This is a genomic window from Litoribacterium kuwaitense (assembly GCF_011058155.1).
In the GTDB taxonomy this organism is placed as follows: Bacteria; Bacillota; Bacilli; order Bacillales; family DSM-28697; genus Litoribacterium; species Litoribacterium kuwaitense.
The window spans coordinates 58,775-77,117 of the sequence record NZ_JAALFC010000003.1 but is presented as its reverse complement, the minus strand read 5'-3'; the positions used below and the strand labels follow the sequence as shown (position 1 = coordinate 77,117).

Sequence of the window (18,343 nt, the reverse complement as noted above, 5' to 3'; positions counted from 1 at the left end):
AATAACCAACATGCAGACAAAGTCACCATGATTTTTGTCTGCATTTACTTTTCAAAAAGCGAGAAGACGAAAGGGATGCGATTTCCATTTTTCATGAGGGTATTCATGTTCATGCGTAAGAACAGTGGGGGAAATAGGTGCAGGGGATAGGAAAGCAAGGCTAGCCACAATGAAGATTATTTGCTTAGTAGCTAGCCAGAGCATATTGTTAGAGACGTTTAACCGCAGTCGTTTGAATGACAGCTTCACGATTTAACGTCGTTCCACGACCTTCAGGGAATAAATTAAAATGAGAAATATGCTGACCGACGATCTCTGCGAGCTGCTTCAATTGCGAATCGTTAAGCTCCTTCGCTTGAAGACAAATACGATCGTTGTCAATTTCCAAAATGCGAATACTCTGATCATCAAGGACTGCACCAGCTTGGATATACGTCCACTGCCCACTGTAAACAATAGAATCTACGTGATTGTGGCCGTTGATGTAAATGCCAGTGCCTTGTTTTTTGTTTAAAATGTCTTGTACGTTTAATTCTGGATCAATAGATAAATACTTTCTTTGTGAGCGCGCGGTCGTATCATATACAGGATGGTGTGCGAAAATCATCATCGTTTTTTCACCAGAACGCTCGATCTCTGCTTCCAGCCATTGAAGCTGCTCGTCATGCAAGAAGCCACCGTAATTTTCGTAGTCGTGATCACGAGCAGTTTCTAAAAAAACGAGGTAGGCTTCCTCCGTCTCTATGGAGTAGTTTTGATTCATTTTGGACTGATCGAGCAATGCTTGGCGAGGGATGTCATACAAATCATGGTTCCCAAACACGTGAATGAAATTTTTGTTATGGCGCGTGATTAATTCGTAAACCTCCCTCACTTCGCTTTCCTCGCCGTAATTCGTTAAGTCTCCTAAAGAGATGTAATAATCGGCTTCAGTTGCAAAAAAGCGATGAAGAAATTCAGCGTAAAAAGCATCTCTTGCCTCTTTAACCGTCGCCTCGTTTTCTTCTACGACAGGATAATGCAGGTCTCCAATAAATGCAATGCGCATAATAAACAGCTCCTTTACTGATCTACTGACAATCCTAAAGTAAAAATGTTAACTTACAATGGATATCATGTAAAAATAAGGTTTTCTTTCATTAGGAGTTGACATGATCTTCTGCGTTCGACTTATTATACTTCTTCATATAAGAAAGAAAATTCGGAAAATAAAGACTGAATAATAGACAAGTGACGATGAGACAAAACATCCGCCTCCTTGAGATGTAAGAAAGACGGATGCTTTACGCTTATTTGTCCATACTTTTTTCTGCTGGGTAGTCAAAAGTAATCTCCTCAATGGCTGGATCAAAGTCAACCTTTAAATCTCTGCTGTCGAAATACCATTCGTCCATTTTTTCAACAAAAAAAGTAAAGCCATCCGTTTTTTTAAGCGCAACAGGTTCATAGGGTTCCGTAATTTCAATACCAAGTGAGTAGCCGGATTGAATAGAGCTACAACCACCATAGCGAACAAAAAATCGAACGGGTTGATCATTCCCAAATTCTTCTTTAAACCACTCGAGCGCTGTTTTTGAAACGAAAATATCCATCGGGGTCACGCTCCTTTATCTGTGTATCGTATAATATTAGTATAACGCAAATTGTGTCGAAACCAAATCTTTCCGCATTAGAAAATTTCAATGACCGCACTTAAAGAATTTTTGCAAATAAACAAAAACACATTGAATGATCGCTAGGATGATCAGTGCGACGATTTCTAAAGATAATAAGTACCACGGGTATGGTCCTAACAGATCAAGAAGTGACGCATTATCGGGTTTGCGATGAACAAAAAAGTAATTGCCTCCAGTCGCTTCATTGATAAACCATGCAAGTCCGGCCAAACCATTTAAAAACAACCAGGCATAGACAAAAGTGAACCGGTGAAACCGGATAAAGCCACTGAAAAACAAATGCATTTGTCCGCAAATCATCACCGCGTGAGCGATAAAGAACTGAAAGAAGCGGTAATGAGGATACCCGTAAAACAATTCAGGTGTGAGCATGGCTTGTAATGCACCTGCGATTGTAAGTAAAAACACAATACCGCTTAGCTTTGGCGATGGGCGAATGAGCATCCATATCGTGAAGTAAAGCATCAAGCTGCAAAGGTTAAAAGGAAGCGTTGTGGCGGTATTCCAAACGCCGGATGCCAAATACCAGACGTAAAGCGAAGCGTCGACGACGATTAAAATGATCACCCAAATCCATCTTGAGTGCCATAGTACGTGCGGAAGGCATTTATACATATAAAGTATTAAAAAAAGGACGAGCAGCATAAAGAGCCATGCAAACAAATGGGCCATTCCTAAAGTTTCAAAAGGAACAGCTTTAGGAGAGAAGTAATTCATCGACTCACCTCTTAACATCCTAACTTTTTGAAAGGTTCAAAAAATAAAGACAGACTGTATTAAACAGCCTGTCTTTATCACTCATCTAACATATCATTGTAGTCTAACAACTCATCAATGCTTCGTAGTGTTCGTTGTGGAGGCTTACCTTCTAATGCATCCTCTGGCTTGTCATAAACGTCTAAAGAAAAAGAATCGTCGTCGCTTACCGTATGGGTCACATACTGAAAAGGGTATTTTTCTGAACTCATACGTTTTTTAACTCCTTACTGAAAGGGATTTTTTCATTTATATCTTATCTGTACGAAAAAATCAAGCAAGATTTCATAAAATCATTGCCCAAATTGGTTTAAACGGTCGTAAAATGACACAAGAAATTCAAAAAATAACTGATCACTTGGTGCGAGTTCACGATTTTTGGGGTCATAACCCCGACGCTTCTAGATAGCTTTGGTTCTTGAATGGTCATTTTTTTCGTTTCTCTCGGGATGTTATCAATCACCGACATTTCAGGGAGTAAAGTCGTGCCAAGCCCAGCGGCAACTAAGCCTTTAATCGTATCAGCGTCCTCGCCTTCAAAAGCAATTTTCGGTTTGAAACCAATATGGTGGCAAGCCTCAATAAATAAATCGCGTAATGTGTAGCCTGGAGAAAAAGTAATAAAAGAATCATTTCTTAATTCATCTAGACGTATGGATTTTTTCGTCGCTAATGGGTGATTTAACGGTAAGAGTGCAACATATGACTCGGAGAAGAAAATGCGTCCATTCACGTCTTGGTTATTTTTAGGGACAGGGGATACGAGAGCGAGGTCAATGTCTCGATTTACAATACTTGAAATCAATTGTTTCTGCGTACCTTGGTGAATATGAAAGCCAATGTCAGGGTGTTGCTCCTTAAACGACGCAATGGCAAAAGCCAGTGATTTTGGAGCGAGTGTGTTTGGAAACCCAAGGTGAATCTGTCCGACTTCTGGATTTAAAAACTCATCAACCTTTCGTTTACCGAGCTCGATTTCTTCGACGGATCGTTGCGCGTGCTCTAAAAATAATGCACCTGCTTTTGTTAGCTTTACGTTACGCCCTTCTCGCCTGAACAGACGGACGCCTAATTCATCTTCGAGATTGGCAATTTGTCTACTAACGGCAGATTGCGCCACATGTAAAGCAAATGCTGCATCGGTCACATGTTCCCGCTTCGCTACTTCGATAAAGTAATTGATTTGACGGAATTCCAAAACCCTTCACCACTCATTCATCTAATAAATAGATTGGTTGCATCTAATCTATATATTGCTTATATGATTCGTTGGATTTTAGAATATAGCATAGACGGTTGAAGTGCAACTGTCATCTGTAAACGATGAAATATACAGGAGCTGATGGATGAAATAGCTATGATACTTACCCTAGGGGGTTGTGAATAATGATACAACAACGAATTCCGAACAAACAGGGGCTTTACGACCCAAAGCATGAACATGATGCGTGTGGCGTCGGTTTTATCGCCCATATTAAAAATCAGCCATCGCATGATATCGTAAAACAAGGTGTCCAAATGCTATGTAAAATGGATCATCGTGGCGGGCAGGGGAGTGATCCGCTGACCGGCGATGGTGCAGGCATTATGACACAAATTCCTCATCTTTTTTTCCAATCCGTGTTGAAAGAACAACATCTCGACCTTCCAGCGCCTGGACATTACGGAGTCGCAATGGTGTTCTTCCCCGCCGATGCCCAGTTACGAAAACAAACAGAAGTTCTTTTTGAACAAATGGTTCAAGAAGAAGGGCAAGCATTGATTGGCTGGCGCGATGTACCAGTAGACCCGAGTGTGATTGGGGAATCTGCTCGTATGGCTCAGCCTTATATCCGACAAGCGTTTATTAGTTCTAAGTGTGACCTTTCACAAGAGGCTTTTGAGCGCAAGTTGTATGTCATCCGTCGACGAATGGAACAGGCGATTTTAAAAGACGAAGCACTTAAAGCGAGCAACTTTTATATACCAAGCCTTTCCACTCGGACGATTGTTTATAAAGGGATGCTGACACCTGATCAGTTGGATCGCTTTTATTTGGATTTACGACAACCAGCATTTACGTCTTCGTTCTCCCTTGTCCATTCTCGGTTTAGTACTAACACATTTCCAAGCTGGGAACGGGCGCATCCTAATCGTTATTTAATTCACAATGGTGAAATCAATACCCTTACAGGAAATGTAAACTGGATGAAGGCACGTCAGCACAGTGCTTATGCTAAATTATTTGGCGAAGACATGGATAAGATTGGTTCTGTCGTCCAGGAAGGGGGAAGTGATTCCTCTATTTTAGACAATACCCTTGAGTTTTTAACGTTGAGTGGGCGACCGCTTCCTATGGCTGCGATGATGATGATTCCTGAACCTTGGGACAAAGAGCAACAAATGGATCCGAAGAAAAAGGCTTTTTATGAGTATCATAGCACGCTTATGGAGCCTTGGGATGGTCCAACCGCGACAGCATTTACAGACGGCAGACAGATTGGCGCAATGCTTGATCGTAATGGTCTACGTCCGGCTAGATATTATGTCACGAAGGATGAGCGTGTGATTTTCGCTTCTGAGGTTGGCGTGCTTCACGTTCCTGATGCTGACATTGTAGAGAAGCAGCGATTAAGTCCAGGACAAATATTATATATTGATTTAGAAGAAGGGCGAATTGTTCCAGATGAACAATTAAAAGATCAATATTTTTTGCAATGCCCTTATGATGAATGGATTAGCAAACATCTTCATTCCCTGAAAACGTCTGTGGAGCACGATTCATTTTCCACCTTGCCGATCGGAAAAGCTTTGCTTCAAAAGCAAAAGGCGTTTGGCTATACGTACGAAGAGCTACAGAAAAACTTAAAGCCGATGGTGACAGAGGGGAAAGACCCGATTGGTTCGATGGGCAATGATGCACCGCTCGCCGTCTTATCAAACAAACCACAGCTACTATTCAACTACTTTAAGCAATTGTTTGCCCAAGTCACGAACCCGCCGATCGATGCCATTCGTGAGGAGTGCGTTACATCAACAGCCACGTTTCTCGGTGCAGAGGGGAACTTGCTCGACCCGCAGCCTGAAAGCTGTCGCCGCATTCGTCTTGAAACACCAATTCTCTCGATGGCACAGTTAAAAGCCCTACGTTCACTTAAACAACAAGAATTTACTGCAAAGACATTCGATATGACATTTTCGGTTGGAAAAGGGGAGCGTTCGCTTCGCGATGCCTTGCATCATTTGTTTACAGAAGCAAAGGCGGCCATTGCACAAGGCGTGTCTTTGTTAATCCTTTCCGATCAACAAGTTGATTCAGAACGAAGCGCAATTCCTTCACTACTAGCTGTAAGCGGACTCCACCATCATTTAGTAAACCAAGGTGTAAGGTCACAGGTCAGCATCATCGTTGAAACAGGTGAAGCACGTGATGTTCACCAGTTTTCAATGTTACTCGGCTATGGCGCCGATGCGATACAGCCTTATTTAGGTGTTGCGTCGATACAACAGTTCATTCTCGATGGAGATATTCAAAATGTCTCAGTCGAAGAGGCTGAAACACAATATATTCACGCAGCAACCACAGGAATTGTCAAAGTCATTGCCAAAATGGGAATATCGACAATTCAAAGCTATCGTGGTGCACAAATTTTTGAAGCGGTTGGTCTCCATAAAGACTTAATTGATGAATTTTTTGTCGGTACGTCTTCACAGCTGAGTGGTATTCAGCTTGAAACCGTTGCAAAAGAAACGCTGCTTCGCCATCAAAGTGCTTTTCATCATTCTTCCTATGAAGATCTGACGCTCGATACAGGTGGCGATCTGCAATATCGCCGACACGAAGAGCACCATGCGTTTAACCCGTTGACGATTCATACGCTTCAACGCGCGTGTCGGATGAATGATCATGAACTTTATCGAAAATTTTCACATCTGGCAACAAATGATGAGGTGTCCTTTTTGCGTGGCACCCTCGACTTTAAAAAGAACCGCCAGTCGATTTCTATTGAAGAGGTTGAGTCCGTAGAATCTATTTTTAAACGATTTAAAACAGGAGCAATGAGTTATGGTTCATTAAGCGAGGAAGCGCATGAAGCCTTGGCCATTGCGATGAATCGAATTGGCGGTAAAAGCAACAGTGGCGAAGGTGGAGAGCATCCAAGCAGATATGCTCCTGATGAAAATGGTGATCTCCGTAAAAGTGCAATTAAACAGGTCGCCTCCGCACGCTTCGGTGTAAATAGCCATTATTTAACCAATGCCGACGAGATCCAAATTAAAATGGCGCAAGGTGCAAAGCCTGGAGAAGGTGGGCAGCTTCCCGACTTTAAAGTGTATCCGTGGATCGCAGAAGTTCGGGGGACGACTGCAGGCGTTGGGTTAATTTCACCACCACCGCACCATGATATTTATTCCATTGAAGATTTAGCGCAATTAATCCATGATTTGAAGAACGCTAATCCAAAAGCACGAATTAGTGTAAAACTTGTCAGTAAAACAGGTGTTGGTACGATTGCTGCTGGGGTTGCGAAAGGACTTGCTGACGTCATTCTTATTTCTGGGTATGAAGGAGGCACAGGCGCTTCCCCGAGAACGAGTATTCGTCATGCCGGTTTACCTTGGGAAATTGGTTTAGCTGAAACCCATCAAACGCTTCTCTTAAACAACTTGCGTGACCGCGTCGTGCTTGAAGCAGACGGCAAATTAATGACAGGTCGCGATGTTGTATTAGCGACATTGCTTGGAGCTGAAGAATATGGCTTTGCCACGGCACCACTCGTCGTACTTGGTTGTATCCTGATGCGTGCTTGTCATCTTGATACTTGTCCAGTGGGTGTTGCTACGCAAAATCTTGAGCTTCGCAAAAAATGATCGGAACACCAGAGCACATCGTCAATTATATGCACTTTGTCGCTGAAGAAGTGCGTGAGATTATGGCTGAGCTTGGCTTTCGTACGATTAATGAAATGATTGGCCGGACGGACCTATTGCAAAAAAGCGACAGAATCGCTGCCCATTGGAAAGCAAAACACTTAGATTTCTCTGCTTTGCTTTACCAGCCTAATGTTTCTGCTGCCGTCGGTCGCTTTCAACAGCGAAAACAGGATCATAAGCTTGATTCGTCTCTTGACCGATCAGCGATCATGGCTGCTTGTTCACCCGCTTTGGAGCGCCGGGAGCCGGTTAACCTGACCTTACCAATCGAGAACACGAATCGTGTTGTTGGCACGCTGTTAGGACACGAATTGACGAAAAGATGGGGTGCAGAAGGGCTTCCCAACGACACAATTCGGATCCACTTGCAAGGATCTGCCGGACAGAGCTTAGGTGCCTTTCTTCCAAAAGGCATAACGATCCACTTGACAGGTGACGCCAATGATTACGTCGGAAAAGGGCTTTCAGGAGGTAGTCTCATTGTAAGAAAGCCAGCGATTTTTGCTAAAGATTCCTCAACACAAGTAATTGCCGGCAATGTTGCTTTGTTTGGTGCAACAGCAGGGGAAGCATATGTCAATGGCAAAGCAGGTGAACGGTTTGCTGTTCGTAACAGCGGTGGGCGTGCAGTCGTCGAAGGGGTTGGCGACCACGGCTGTGAATATATGACTGGCGGACGTGTGGTCATTCTTGGTGAGATTGGGAAAAATTTTGGCGCGGGTATGTCAGGTGGCATCGTGTATGTTTACGCTCCGAACCTTCAACAGTTCAAAGATCGTGTGAGTGACGATCAGCTTGAGTTTCATGATGTAACAAACAGCAGGGATCAAATTGAATTAAAAACAATGATTGAAAAACACGCAAGCTATACAGACTCAACCATCGCACATCGAATTTTAGCAGATTGGGAACATCATGTGTCGCTATTTATCAAAGTTATTCCGACTGCTTATCGTGAAATGAACGATTTGATTCAGCATTTTATGAATGAAGGGATGGCACTTGATGACGCCGTCTTAAAAGCTTTTCAAGCGAAGAAAGGCAATACGAACGAGGCTACACATGAAACGACGTTAGTAGCGACCAAAAATTAAAAGGAGGCGTCTATTTGGGGAAAGCAACCGGATTTTTAGACTACGAGCGTGAACAGGCGAAAGAACGCGATCCAGTAGCCCGTTTAGACGACTGGAGGGAGTACCAGCTCCCTTTTGACGAAAAATCGTTGCAAAAGCAAGGTGCCCGTTGCATGGATTGCGGCACGCCGTTTTGTCACACTGGCATTGAAATAACTGATGGACCAACTGGATGTCCTTTATATAATTTAATCCCGGAGTGGAATGACCTTGTTTACCGTGGACGATGGAAAGAAGCGCTTGATCGTCTCTTGAAAACAAATAATTTCCCGGAATTTACAGGTCGTGTCTGTCCCGCTCCATGTGAAGGCTCTTGTACTGTAGCGATCTCAGATCCTGCTGTTGCCATTAAGTCGATTGAACGCACGATTATTGATAAAGGATTTTCTGAAGGGTGGATCACCCCGACACCGCCAGCACGACGAACTGGGAAGCGCGTCGCAGTCATCGGATCTGGACCAGCTGGTTTAGCGGCCGCCGATCAGCTCAATAAAGCTGGTCATCATGTAACGGTATATGAAAAGTCGGATCGTATAGGCGGCTTACTTATGTATGGGATTCCAAATATGAAACTTGATAAAAGTGTTGTTTTCCGTCGGGTGCAGCTGCTAGAAGCCGAAGGAGTATCGTTTGTACCAAATACAGAAATCGGTGTAGACATGTCTATGGAACAGTTAAAGAAAGACAATGATGCAATCATTTTAGCCATTGGCGCGTTAAAGCAGCGTGATATTGAACTGGAAGGTCGTGAAAGTGCTGGTATCGAGTTAGCCATGGATTATTTAACACAAAATACAAAAAGTCTGCTCGATTCGGACCAGGCGGATGGTCGATTTATTTCAGCTGCTGGGAAAGATGTGATCGTGATCGGCGGAGGGGACACGGGTGCAGACTGTGTCGCCACCGCGCTTCGGCAAAAAAGCCATTCCGTTGTGCAATTTGGCAAATATCCACAGCTTCCAGCTAAGCGAAGTGACGATAACCCATGGCCAGAGCAACCACAAGTGTATACACTAGACTATGCTTACGAAGAAGCGAAGGCGTTATTTGGACGTGATCCAAGAGAGTATGCAATTAAGACAACTCGTTTTGAAAAGGATGAACACGGCCAAGTGAAAGCTTTGCATACGGTGCAGACAAAAAAAGAGCTTGGCGACGACGGTCGTGTGCAAATGGTGGATATCCCTGGAAGCGAACGCGTGTGTCCAGCTCAGCTTGTCCTAGTTGCCATTGGTTTTGAAGGGCCAGAGGAAACGTTGCTCCAAAAAACAAATCTTCAAAGAGGGGCAAGAAATACTGTCAAGGCAGCGTATGGAAAATATATGACGAGTGAGGAAGGCGTCTTTGCCGCTGGAGACGTTCGCCGTGGGCAAAGCTTGATCGTTTGGGCGATTCATGAAGGGCGTGAAGCCGCTCGTGAGTGTGATCGGTATTTGATGGGCAGTACGGTTCTTCCTTAAAAGTCCTCCCATCTGATGATGGAGGAAGATAAAGTAGCCCTTCGCTTGGTTAGCCGATTTCCATTGCTCTTACAGATGTAAGGTCAATAAGAAATGCTGTGAGCAATGTATCAAGACATCAAAGTCTGTTGGTTTTTACAAATAAGGATTAATACACTTAAAGCTTTCCATCATCGTCCATTTGAAAACGAGCAAAATAGACGTCGCGTAGAGTGAGACCAGTTACGCGACGTCTATTTATATGGTAATATAGTTGATTCATTTTAAATAAACAATCTAGGTCATGCGCTACATCCATTTTATTTTTGGCTCTGTTTTTTGGGCGATTCGTTTAATGTTCGTCCAATGTCGAATGATGACAAAAACAGTTAAAGAGCCTGTTACAGCGATCAATACCCAATCACCGATCCAGAACGAGTAGATTGAACCGGATATGCCCGCAATCATTGACGCTAACGAAACGTACTTAAACAAATAAAGCACAAGTAAGAAACTGATGACCAATACGAGGAACAAAACCGGGCTGTATGCAAGGATTGATCCTGCCGAAGTGGCGACCGCTTTCCCGCCTTTAAAGCGAGCGAATAACGGAAAAACGTGACCAAGCACGGCAGCACAACCGAAGATCAGCGCATGCCATGTCGTTCCCATTGCTAGCATGCCAAGTGCTGTGCCCGCTGTTCCTTTCAAAATATCCATGACAAGAACAACGCTACCCGCCTTGACGCCTAATGTTCTAAAAGCATTTGTAGCGCCTAAATTCCCACTTCCGTGCTGTCTTACATCTATACCTTTAAACCATTTTCCAATAATGAGTGCAGAAGGAATCGATCCGAGTACATATGCTATAAGTAAATAGATGACATTCCACATAGACGTTCTCCTTTTCCCAGTGTGTCGTTATTGTATCATGAATAGAAAAGAATCGTGAGACCTTTTATACGTGACAGAAAATAAAATGATTCTACGAAAGCTCTTTTCAGAGTGAACGAGATTAAGGTACGATGAATGAAGTGCTTAACTGATCTAAAAAGGGGGAGAAGCACCAGGACCGAATGTTCTGTTGCAGCCATGACTAGACTTGAAAGAAATACAATACATACACGTCCGCGCCGAAAAAAACGAGGGCGATTTACCTTCTTAATGCTCTTTCTACTATTAACTGGCGGCATTTTCTTTGTAGTTATATTTCCGCCTGCCTCTGATGAGTATATACCTTATACATCTTTAGCGCACCCAATCGTTTATGAGGAAGAACTCTATTCTGAAGAAGCGCTATGGAAAGAAGGCGAATTGTACATTCCCCTCTCCTTTATGAAAGAGGTATTACAAATTCCCGTTATTTATGACGAGCCAAGCGAACAGGTGATTTTTACGACTCGCTCTCACGTATTCAAAATGCCTGTTTCCGAAGCGTTTTATGAACAAGATCTTGAAAAATTGATACTGAGCGTGCGCCGGTCATTTCGAAATGATATGGTGTATCTCGCTCCTAATCAGTGGCCACCGTTTCTTCCTTATGTTTTTAATACATCGGAGCAAAAAAAAGCCGTTCATGTGTATGACAACCAAGCCGAATTAACAACGGCAAAAGTGATCGTAGACGATGTCGATGACCGCCGTTTAAGAGAGAGGGCGAGTCTTCAAGAGCCGTATGTCAAGGAAGTAAGCCAAGGAGAAAAGGTCATTGTTCTGCAATCTGAAGGAGACTTTACGAAAGTAAAGGCGTATACCGGCGAACAAGGCTTCATTCCGTCTAAAGCATTAAATACAGTCGAAACTGAGACGCTCGAAACATCATATGAAGAAGTGGATCGGCGTCCGCTCCCGTTTGATGAGCCGGTGAACATGACGTGGGAGGCTGTGTATTCATACAACCCTGATGTCTCGGAGATTTCTGACATGCCAGGCGTACAAGTCGTCTCCCCGACTTGGTTCGCGCTCGCTGACAATGAGGGCGCTATTTCATCTAAAGCGTCAGCAGAATATGTCGCTTGGGCAAAAGAGCGTGGATATGAGGTTTGGGCGTTATTTTCCAACGATTTTGACCCCGATAGAACGTCAAGCGCGTTAGCGACTTTTGAGAGACGCCAGCGCATGGTTGATCAAGTTGTATCATATGTCAACGAATTTCAGCTTGATGGCATTAATATAGACTTTGAAAACGTCTATGAAGAGGACGGCCCTTTTTTAACGCAGTTTGTCAGAGAATTGACGCCAGCGCTACATAAAGTAGATGCCACTGTGTCATTAGATATGACCTTTATTTCGAGCAGCCAATGGTCGGCGTTTTATGAGCGAGATGATTTGTCCAGTATCGTCGATTACATGGTCGTTATGGCTTATGATGAGCATTGGGGTTCATCGCCAAAAGCGGGCAGTGTCGCGAGCCTGCCGTGGGTTGAAAGCAACTTACAGCGTCTTCTCGAAGTCGTGCCAAACGATCGGTTAATATTAGGCATCCCATTTTATACGAGGCTTTGGGAAGAAAAAACAACGGAGGGAGAAAATATTGAAGTTTCCTCATCAGCTTATAGTATGAATGGGATTGATGAATGGATTGCAGAACGGAATTTGACGAGCACGTATGACGAAAGCACAGGTCAAGATTACGTCGAGTATGAGACTGACGGCAGACGTATAAAATATGGCTGGAGAATGCTTCATCAGTGAAGAAGCGAGTTGACCTTGTTCACCAGTATGATCTTGCAGGCGTTGCCAGTTGGACACGAAGCTTAGGAGCAGAAGACATCTGGAGCCCATTACACGAGGCATTGGAAGCGAAATGATTTTTAACAGAGGATATATGTTCAACAATTGAACATATATCCTTTTTTGGTGTAACCGAGGTCTCAAAAATCTGCAAATTCGTTATTTATCTTAATTGAACCGCCCCGTACCGAACGGTATGCGGGGTAATGTGAGAGGACGGGAGTTAGTCACTCCCTCCTACTCGATTTTGCACATTGAATAAGGCATGTGGATGTTGAATATGAATGATGTCATGTGTATAATATACAGAACCTATGTTCCTGTTGTGCTTTGTGAAAAGCAAAGGGTGCCAGAGGAACAAGCCATGACTCGCTTCTGTAGCACTCTCGGAAAACTAAATTCTAAGCGTTCATATATTTCCATAAGTCATGCTGGTGAGAGTGATCGTGTCGCTTAAAAAATAACTGAAAGTAAGGTCTGTATTTCGTATTAGTATATCGATAGGTAGTGGTGAAAAGGTCTGCATTTTTAACGTTTGGACAACGGCTATTTCGGGAATCTTAAGGCATCATCCGTGAGAAGGAGGAGATGAAGTGATCTCTTTTCGTACAGTGAAAAAACAATATAAAGATGGTACAGAAGCGTTAAAAGATATTGATATGACAATTAATGAGGGGGAATTTTTCGTTTTGATCGGACCGAGTGGCTGCGGAAAAACGACGACATTAAAAATGATCAATCGTTTGGAGGAGCCTACAAGTGGTCACATTGAACTCGAAGGAAAAGAGCTGAGTCAATATGCGTTACATGAGCTGCGTTGGAATATTGGTTATGTTCTCCAGCAAATCGCCTTATTTCCCCATATGACCATTGCGGAAAATATAGCGGTCGTCCCTGAGATGAAAAAGTGGTCTAAGGATCGAACAGCAAAGCGTATTGATGAACTTTTGAACATGGTAGGACTTGATCCGAAACAATATCGTGACCGCCGTCCTGAAGAGTTATCTGGCGGCCAACAGCAACGAGTAGGTGTTGTACGTGCGCTTGCTGCAGATCCAAACATCATTTTAATGGATGAACCGTTTAGCGCACTTGATCCTTTAAGCCGCAATCAATTACAAAATGATATTCTTGAAATACAACAGAAAATTCAAAAAACAATCGTGTTTGTCACTCACGATATTGATGAAGCGATGAAGCTAGGTGACCGGATTTGTGTTATGAAAAAAGGTGTCATTGAACAGGTTGGGACACCCAATGACATCGTTTACCAACCGGCAAATGATTTTGTTGAGTCATTCGTTTCGCAAGCAGGCTCAAAACACCAAGTACATAAAATGCTTTCTAGCTTACCTTCATTGTCTTCTGAACATATTATCCGGGATAATGAAGTCGATCAGGCTAAATTCCAGCGCGGGATATGGTTTGTCAGCAATGCCGACCACGAATTTCTTTACGTTCTGGAAGAGGGACAGCATGTTAATATACAGCCTCTTTCAAGCGATATGCGATTAACCGAGGCATTAAAACGAATGGACGAGTCGCGATATGGTATGCTACCGGTCATGCATCAGGACAAACTAAGCGGTATTTTAACTTATAAGCATTTAGCACAAGGATTCATACAGGAAGAGCGAAGCGCATGAATGATTTTTTTGCTGGAATACGTGATGTTTATTTTAGTCGTCAGGATCAATTTTGGCTAAGCCTTTGGGAGCATCTGCAAATATCTGTGATTTCCCTGCTGTTTGCGATTGTTATAGGCGTCCCATTAGGCATTTTATTAACACGAAGAACTTCTATCGCTGAGCCAATCATTGCCGTGGCAGCAATTATTCAAACCATTCCGAGCTTGGCAGTACTCGCTTTTTTAATTCCGCTCGTCGGTATTGGGAAGCAGCCGGCGATTATCGCTTTAGTCGCTTACGGCTTGCTGCCCATCTTGAGAAATACTTATACCGGAATTAAGGAAGTCGACCCTTCTTTGATTGAAGCTGCGAAAGGCTTTGGAATGAACTCAATGCGGCGTCTGTTAAAAGTTGAATTTCCATTAAGCATTCCCGTCATTTTAGCGGGTATCAGGACGTCGATGGTATTAATTGTTGGGACGACAACGATTGCTGCGCTCATTGGCGCAGGCGGTTTAGGAGATTTAATACTACTTGGAATTGACCGCGGTGCAGATCCTTACTTAATTTTGCTTGGAGCCGTTCCTGCTGCGCTGCTTGCGATTCTCTTAGATATCATTTTCCGAAGCATTGAGCGCAGCAAGTCGACACGCAGCATTACACCATTTGTCAGTGTACTCGTAGCGCTCGTTTTGATCGTCACTGTTCCGCTAGGGTGGACTGCTGCAACACAAGGAAGTTCAAGCAAAGAAAAAATCGTCGCTGCCGCGAAGCTAGGAGCTGAGCCGACAATACTAATTCATATGTACAAACTGTTGATTGAGCAGGACACTGATTTAGAAGTTGAGCTGAAGCCCGGATTCGGAAAAACAGAGCTCGTTTTTACAGCACTGCAGTCCGGAGAGGTTGACGTCTATCCGGAATTTACAGGTACAGCGATCGTGACACATTTAGAAGAGAAGGCAGTAAGTACAAATCGTGAAGAGGTGTACGAACAGGCAAAAAAGGGAATGGCTGAAAAGTACAACATGGTTTATTTGGCGCCAATGTCTTTTAACAACACATACTCACTCGCCATGAAAAGGTCGCTCGCTGAGGAGAAGGGTTTAGAGACGATCAGCGACCTTGCAACCGTAGCTCCTTCATTAACGGCGGGTTTTACTTTGGAATTTGCTGATCGCGGAGACGGTTACCTCGGTATTCAGGAGCTTTACGGGTTTCAATTTAGCGCAGTGGAAACGATGGAGCCAGGCATTCGCGAAAATGCCATTCGCAAAGGGGAAGTGGATGTTATCGATGCATATTCTACAAGCTCATCCATGATTAAGCTCGATCTCGTCGCCTTAGAGGATAATCAAAAACTTTTTCCACCTTACCAAGGCGCACCTTTATTGCGACAAGAAACTGTTGATCGTTATCCTGAAGTTGCCGAGTCATTAAACAAGCTTGGTGGGCAAATTACCGATGAAGAGATGCAAAGTATGAATTATCGAGTTGAAGTAGAAGGCGAGTCGGCAGAGGGTGTTGCTAGAGAATATTTACTTGAAGCGCAATTGTTAAAGGAGGCAGGATCTTTATGATGAACATTGCTACTGAAGAAATGAACGAGATGTTAAAGACAGCACAGACCATTGCAATCGTTGGTCTATCAGACAACCCTATGCGTACATCTTATCAGGTCGCTCAGGAAATGCAGGCAAAGGGTTATCGCATTATTCCAGTCAATCCGACGATTGATGAAAGTCTAGGTGTCCCTGCTGTTGCCTCACTTTTAGATATTGAATCAGCAGTCGATATTGTCAACGTCTTCAGAAGGCCAGAGTATTTGTTCTCAGTAGCGGAAGAGACAGTGAAAGCCGGGTTCCCTTTCTTTTGGGCGCAATTGGGAATTGAAGATCAAGAGACGTACGATTATCTAACGAAGCATGAAGTAAAAACTGTGATGAATCGATGCATTCAAGTGGAGCATGCGCGTTTAAAAAGGTCATAAGACAGCAATGAGAAGAGTCATCTGTTGCATACAGTTTGTTAAGTCTTTTTCCTTTAAACCATTGATCTCTTTTGCAAAATCAACTACAATGAAAAAGGTGTTTATAGCTTCGGCTTGATCTTTCCTAGTTTGGCCGATATAATTTATTTTTGGGATCAATGATGATGCTTACGTTTTAGTTGGAGGTGAAAGAAATGAAACAAGAAACGCATCCAGAATACCGTAAAGTGGTTTTTATGGACACAAATAACGGTGAGAAGTTTTTGACTGGTTCAACTCGTTCTTCAGACGAAACGATTGAGTGGGAAGATGGGAACACTTACCCAGTCATTAAAGTCGAGATCAGCTCTGCATCTCATCCGTTCTATACAGGCAAACAGAAATTTGCTGATGCAGGCGGACGTGCAGAACGTTTTATGAAAAAATACAATATGAAATAAACGTGAACGTCTTCGCTGCCTTTCTTTTTATAAGAAGGGCAGTTTTTTTATAAGTTTGTACCCGAAAAGGCGCGGTCGTTGCAATGAACGCATGGAATGCGTAAAATGATAGATAGAAAATGAGGGAGAAAGAAGGGTGTTTTGTGAAGCCAATCGATCGTGTGCAAGTGGAGGAGATTCTTAAAGGCTTTGAAAAGCAACAAGTTTATATTCATATGGAAACGACGAATGGCGCATACGCTTCTCACCATAATGAAGGTTTCCTTAGTGCGGGTGTCTTTTTAAGAAATGGGAAAATTTTCATTGAACGCGCTGCTATTAAAGGAGAGGGACCGTATCGCGTCGGGATTAAACTACCTGAGGGCTGGCTCTATTCTGAAGGCCTCACAGATTTTGAAGAGGCGGACGGTCAGTTATTACTGGCTGGACATAATTTAGAGGGGCGTTTAGCTGTTGCTTTACAGCTAAGTAAAAAACCTTTTCGAAATGGAGAAGGGGGAGATCGCCATGAGTAAAAAACTGCTTGTCGTATTCCCTCATCCAGATGACGAATCATACGGTTGTGGAGGTATTATTGCCAAGCATGTCCAAGAAGGCGGTCATGTCACTTATGCTTGTGGGACCCTTGGCCAAATGGGCAGAAATATGGGCGCACCGATTTTTGCCAATCGTGAAACGCTGCCGCTCATTCGTGAAAAAGAGCTTGAAGATGCTTGTAAAGCCTTAGGCGTTTCCCGCCTCCGTAAGCTCGGTTTGCATGACAAAATGATTGAGTTTGAAGACCGCGAAGAACTTGCAGCAATGCTTATGAAAGTGATTAAAGAGGAAAAGCCAGATACGATTTTGACGCACTATCCAGGCTATGCTGTGCATCCAGATCATAATTCGCTTGGCGCTGCAACGATGCGTGCTGTACAGCACATGCCTAAAGAGGATCGTCCTGTTGTTTTGGCGCATGCTTTTTCTAAAAATCATGAACGATACATCGGGGAAGCTGACGTCGTCATTCATATTAAAGAATACTTAGAGACTAAATTAGAAGCGTTACGGGCCCATCGGTCGCAAACGGAAAGTGCACTTAAAGATATGGATCTTGGTGCTGCAGATGTCAAAGAACAATATTCGTTTTTTGTTGAGGAGCGTTTTTGGACAGTGGATGTTGATCAATTTGATTTAATCGATCGATAATTCTTAAATTCACCATAATTATATTATGTAAACTAAAGGGAGGGCGAAGGTATGTTAGATGACGTCGTCGAAGAACGGATACGCAATGCCATTAAAAAGGGCGATTTCTCTAATCTTCCTGGAAAGGGAAGACCATTACCTTTGGATGATGCGAATGGCGTACCAAAAGAATTAAAATCCTCCTATAAAGTGTTGAAAAATGCAGGGATGCTCCCACCAGAAATGGAACTCAAAAAAGAGATTTTACACATGAAGGACTTGCTTGCTTGTTGTGTAGATGAGGACGAAAAACAAATGTTGCAGACAAAGCTTTCTGAATCAGAAATAAGGTATCAGCTGCTGATGGCAAAACATAAAAATCTTTCTCGTCCATCTGTCCGTTTTTATCAACAGCGAGTGATGCAAAAATTTCGGTCGTTTAAATAATGTTTAGCGCTTTTTGCGTA

The 18,343-nt window shown here is 43.3% G+C and carries 14 protein-coding genes and 2 pseudogenes; 10 read left to right on the top strand and 6 right to left on the bottom strand.

Annotation, left to right across the window (positions count from 1 at the left end; all coding sequences use genetic code 11):
* Positions 1–208: 208 nt before the first annotated feature.
* The 5 genes and pseudogenes from G4V62_RS03330 to gltC all read right to left on the bottom strand — a co-directional run bounded on the left by G4V62_RS03330 (position 209) and on the right by gltC (position 3,630).
* Positions 209–1,048, bottom strand: coding sequence for a metallophosphoesterase family protein (locus G4V62_RS03330; RefSeq protein ID WP_165199336.1), 840 nt, complete (start codon positions 1,046–1,048; stop codon positions 209–211).
* A 241-nt stretch (positions 1,049–1,289) separates the two neighbouring features.
* On the bottom strand, positions 1,290–1,592 hold the full coding sequence (locus tag G4V62_RS03325) for a HesB/YadR/YfhF family protein (protein WP_165199335.1): 303 nt from the start codon (positions 1,590–1,592) through the stop codon (positions 1,290–1,292).
* A gap of 87 nt (positions 1,593–1,679) precedes the next feature.
* Entirely contained in the window at positions 1,680–2,393 is a 714-nt protein-coding gene (locus G4V62_RS03320; protein ID WP_165199334.1) for a YwaF family protein, read from the bottom strand.
* 77 nt (positions 2,394–2,470) lie between these two features.
* Complete coding sequence (locus tag G4V62_RS03315; RefSeq protein WP_165199333.1) at positions 2,471–2,644, bottom strand: hypothetical protein; 174 nt, start codon at positions 2,642–2,644, stop codon at positions 2,471–2,473.
* Positions 2,645–2,725: 81 nt separating this feature from the next.
* Positions 2,726–3,630 (bottom strand): annotated as a pseudogene (gene gltC, locus G4V62_RS03310) (glutamate biosynthesis transcriptional regulator GltC).
* Positions 3,631–3,818: 188 nt separating this feature from the next.
* Between gltC and gltB the strand changes: the two are divergent.
* A pseudogene (gene gltB / locus G4V62_RS03305) lies at positions 3,819–8,440 on the top strand (glutamate synthase large subunit).
* A gap of 14 nt (positions 8,441–8,454) precedes the next feature.
* Complete coding sequence (gltD, locus tag G4V62_RS03300) at positions 8,455–9,939, top strand: glutamate synthase small subunit (RefSeq protein WP_165199332.1); 1,485 nt, start codon at positions 8,455–8,457, stop codon at positions 9,937–9,939.
* A gap of 288 nt (positions 9,940–10,227) precedes the next feature.
* Here gltD and plsY read toward each other — a convergent pair whose 3' ends face one another.
* Complete coding sequence (plsY, locus tag G4V62_RS03295) at positions 10,228–10,812, bottom strand: glycerol-3-phosphate 1-O-acyltransferase PlsY (RefSeq protein ID WP_165199331.1); 585 nt, start codon at positions 10,810–10,812, stop codon at positions 10,228–10,230.
* A gap of 270 nt (positions 10,813–11,082) precedes the next feature.
* On the opposite strand from plsY, the gene G4V62_RS03290 reads away from it, so the two are divergent.
* The 8 genes from G4V62_RS03290 to G4V62_RS03255 all read left to right on the top strand — a co-directional run bounded on the left by G4V62_RS03290 (position 11,083) and on the right by G4V62_RS03255 (position 18,323).
* The gene (locus G4V62_RS03290) at positions 11,083–12,612 is read left to right on the top strand and encodes a glycosyl hydrolase family 18 protein (protein WP_165199330.1); all 1,530 of its coding nucleotides are present in this window, start codon (positions 11,083–11,085) and stop codon (positions 12,610–12,612) included.
* A 632-nt stretch (positions 12,613–13,244) separates the two neighbouring features.
* Positions 13,245–14,297, top strand: coding sequence for an ABC transporter ATP-binding protein (locus G4V62_RS03285; RefSeq protein WP_165199329.1), 1,053 nt, complete (start codon positions 13,245–13,247; stop codon positions 14,295–14,297).
* Positions 14,294–15,859 carry an ABC transporter permease/substrate-binding protein gene (locus G4V62_RS03280; protein ID WP_165199328.1) on the top strand — a complete coding sequence of 522 codons (1,566 nt, stop codon included), beginning with the start codon at positions 14,294–14,296 and terminating at the stop codon, positions 15,857–15,859. Before G4V62_RS03285 ends, G4V62_RS03280 begins: the two co-directional genes overlap by 4 nt.
* Positions 15,850–16,269 (top strand): CoA-binding protein, encoded by a 420-nt coding sequence (locus tag G4V62_RS03275; protein WP_376768259.1) that lies wholly within the window; start codon positions 15,850–15,852, stop codon positions 16,267–16,269. The genes G4V62_RS03280 and G4V62_RS03275 overlap by 10 nt, the downstream gene beginning before the upstream one ends.
* A gap of 194 nt (positions 16,270–16,463) precedes the next feature.
* Entirely contained in the window at positions 16,464–16,709 is a 246-nt protein-coding gene (locus G4V62_RS03270) for a type B 50S ribosomal protein L31 (protein ID WP_165199326.1), read from the top strand.
* A 143-nt stretch (positions 16,710–16,852) separates the two neighbouring features.
* On the top strand, positions 16,853–17,224 hold the full coding sequence (locus G4V62_RS03265) for a YojF family protein (RefSeq protein WP_165199325.1): 372 nt from the start codon (positions 16,853–16,855) through the stop codon (positions 17,222–17,224).
* On the top strand, positions 17,217–17,897 hold the full coding sequence (gene bshB2, locus G4V62_RS03260; RefSeq protein WP_165199324.1) for a bacillithiol biosynthesis deacetylase BshB2: 681 nt from the start codon (positions 17,217–17,219) through the stop codon (positions 17,895–17,897). Before G4V62_RS03265 ends, bshB2 begins: the two co-directional genes overlap by 8 nt.
* Before the next feature lie 51 nt (positions 17,898–17,948).
* Complete coding sequence (locus G4V62_RS03255) at positions 17,949–18,323, top strand: DnaJ family domain-containing protein (protein WP_165199323.1); 375 nt, start codon at positions 17,949–17,951, stop codon at positions 18,321–18,323.
* The last annotated feature ends 20 nt before the right edge of the window (positions 18,324–18,343 follow it).

Coding starts and splice junctions, on each gene's coding strand:
- plsY (WP_165199331.1), bottom strand. CDS start 10,812: ATGTGGAATGTCATCTATTTACTTATAGCATATGTACTCGGATCGATT.
- G4V62_RS03255 (WP_165199323.1), top strand. CDS start 17,949: ATGTTAGATGACGTCGTCGAAGAACGGATACGCAATGCCATTAAAAAG.
- G4V62_RS03270 (WP_165199326.1), top strand. CDS start 16,464: ATGAAACAAGAAACGCATCCAGAATACCGTAAAGTGGTTTTTATGGAC.
- G4V62_RS03330 (WP_165199336.1), bottom strand. CDS start 1,048: ATGCGCATTGCATTTATTGGAGACCTGCATTATCCTGTCGTAGAAGAA.
- G4V62_RS03315 (WP_165199333.1), bottom strand. CDS start 2,644: ATGAGTTCAGAAAAATACCCTTTTCAGTATGTGACCCATACGGTAAGC.
- G4V62_RS03280 (WP_165199328.1), top strand. CDS start 14,294: ATGAATGATTTTTTTGCTGGAATACGTGATGTTTATTTTAGTCGTCAG.
- G4V62_RS03325 (WP_165199335.1), bottom strand. CDS start 1,592: ATGGATATTTTCGTTTCAAAAACAGCGCTCGAGTGGTTTAAAGAAGAA.
- G4V62_RS03320 (WP_165199334.1), bottom strand. CDS start 2,393: ATGAATTACTTCTCTCCTAAAGCTGTTCCTTTTGAAACTTTAGGAATG.
- G4V62_RS03290 (WP_165199330.1), top strand. CDS start 11,083: ATGCTCTTTCTACTATTAACTGGCGGCATTTTCTTTGTAGTTATATTT.
- bshB2 (WP_165199324.1), top strand. CDS start 17,217: ATGAGTAAAAAACTGCTTGTCGTATTCCCTCATCCAGATGACGAATCA.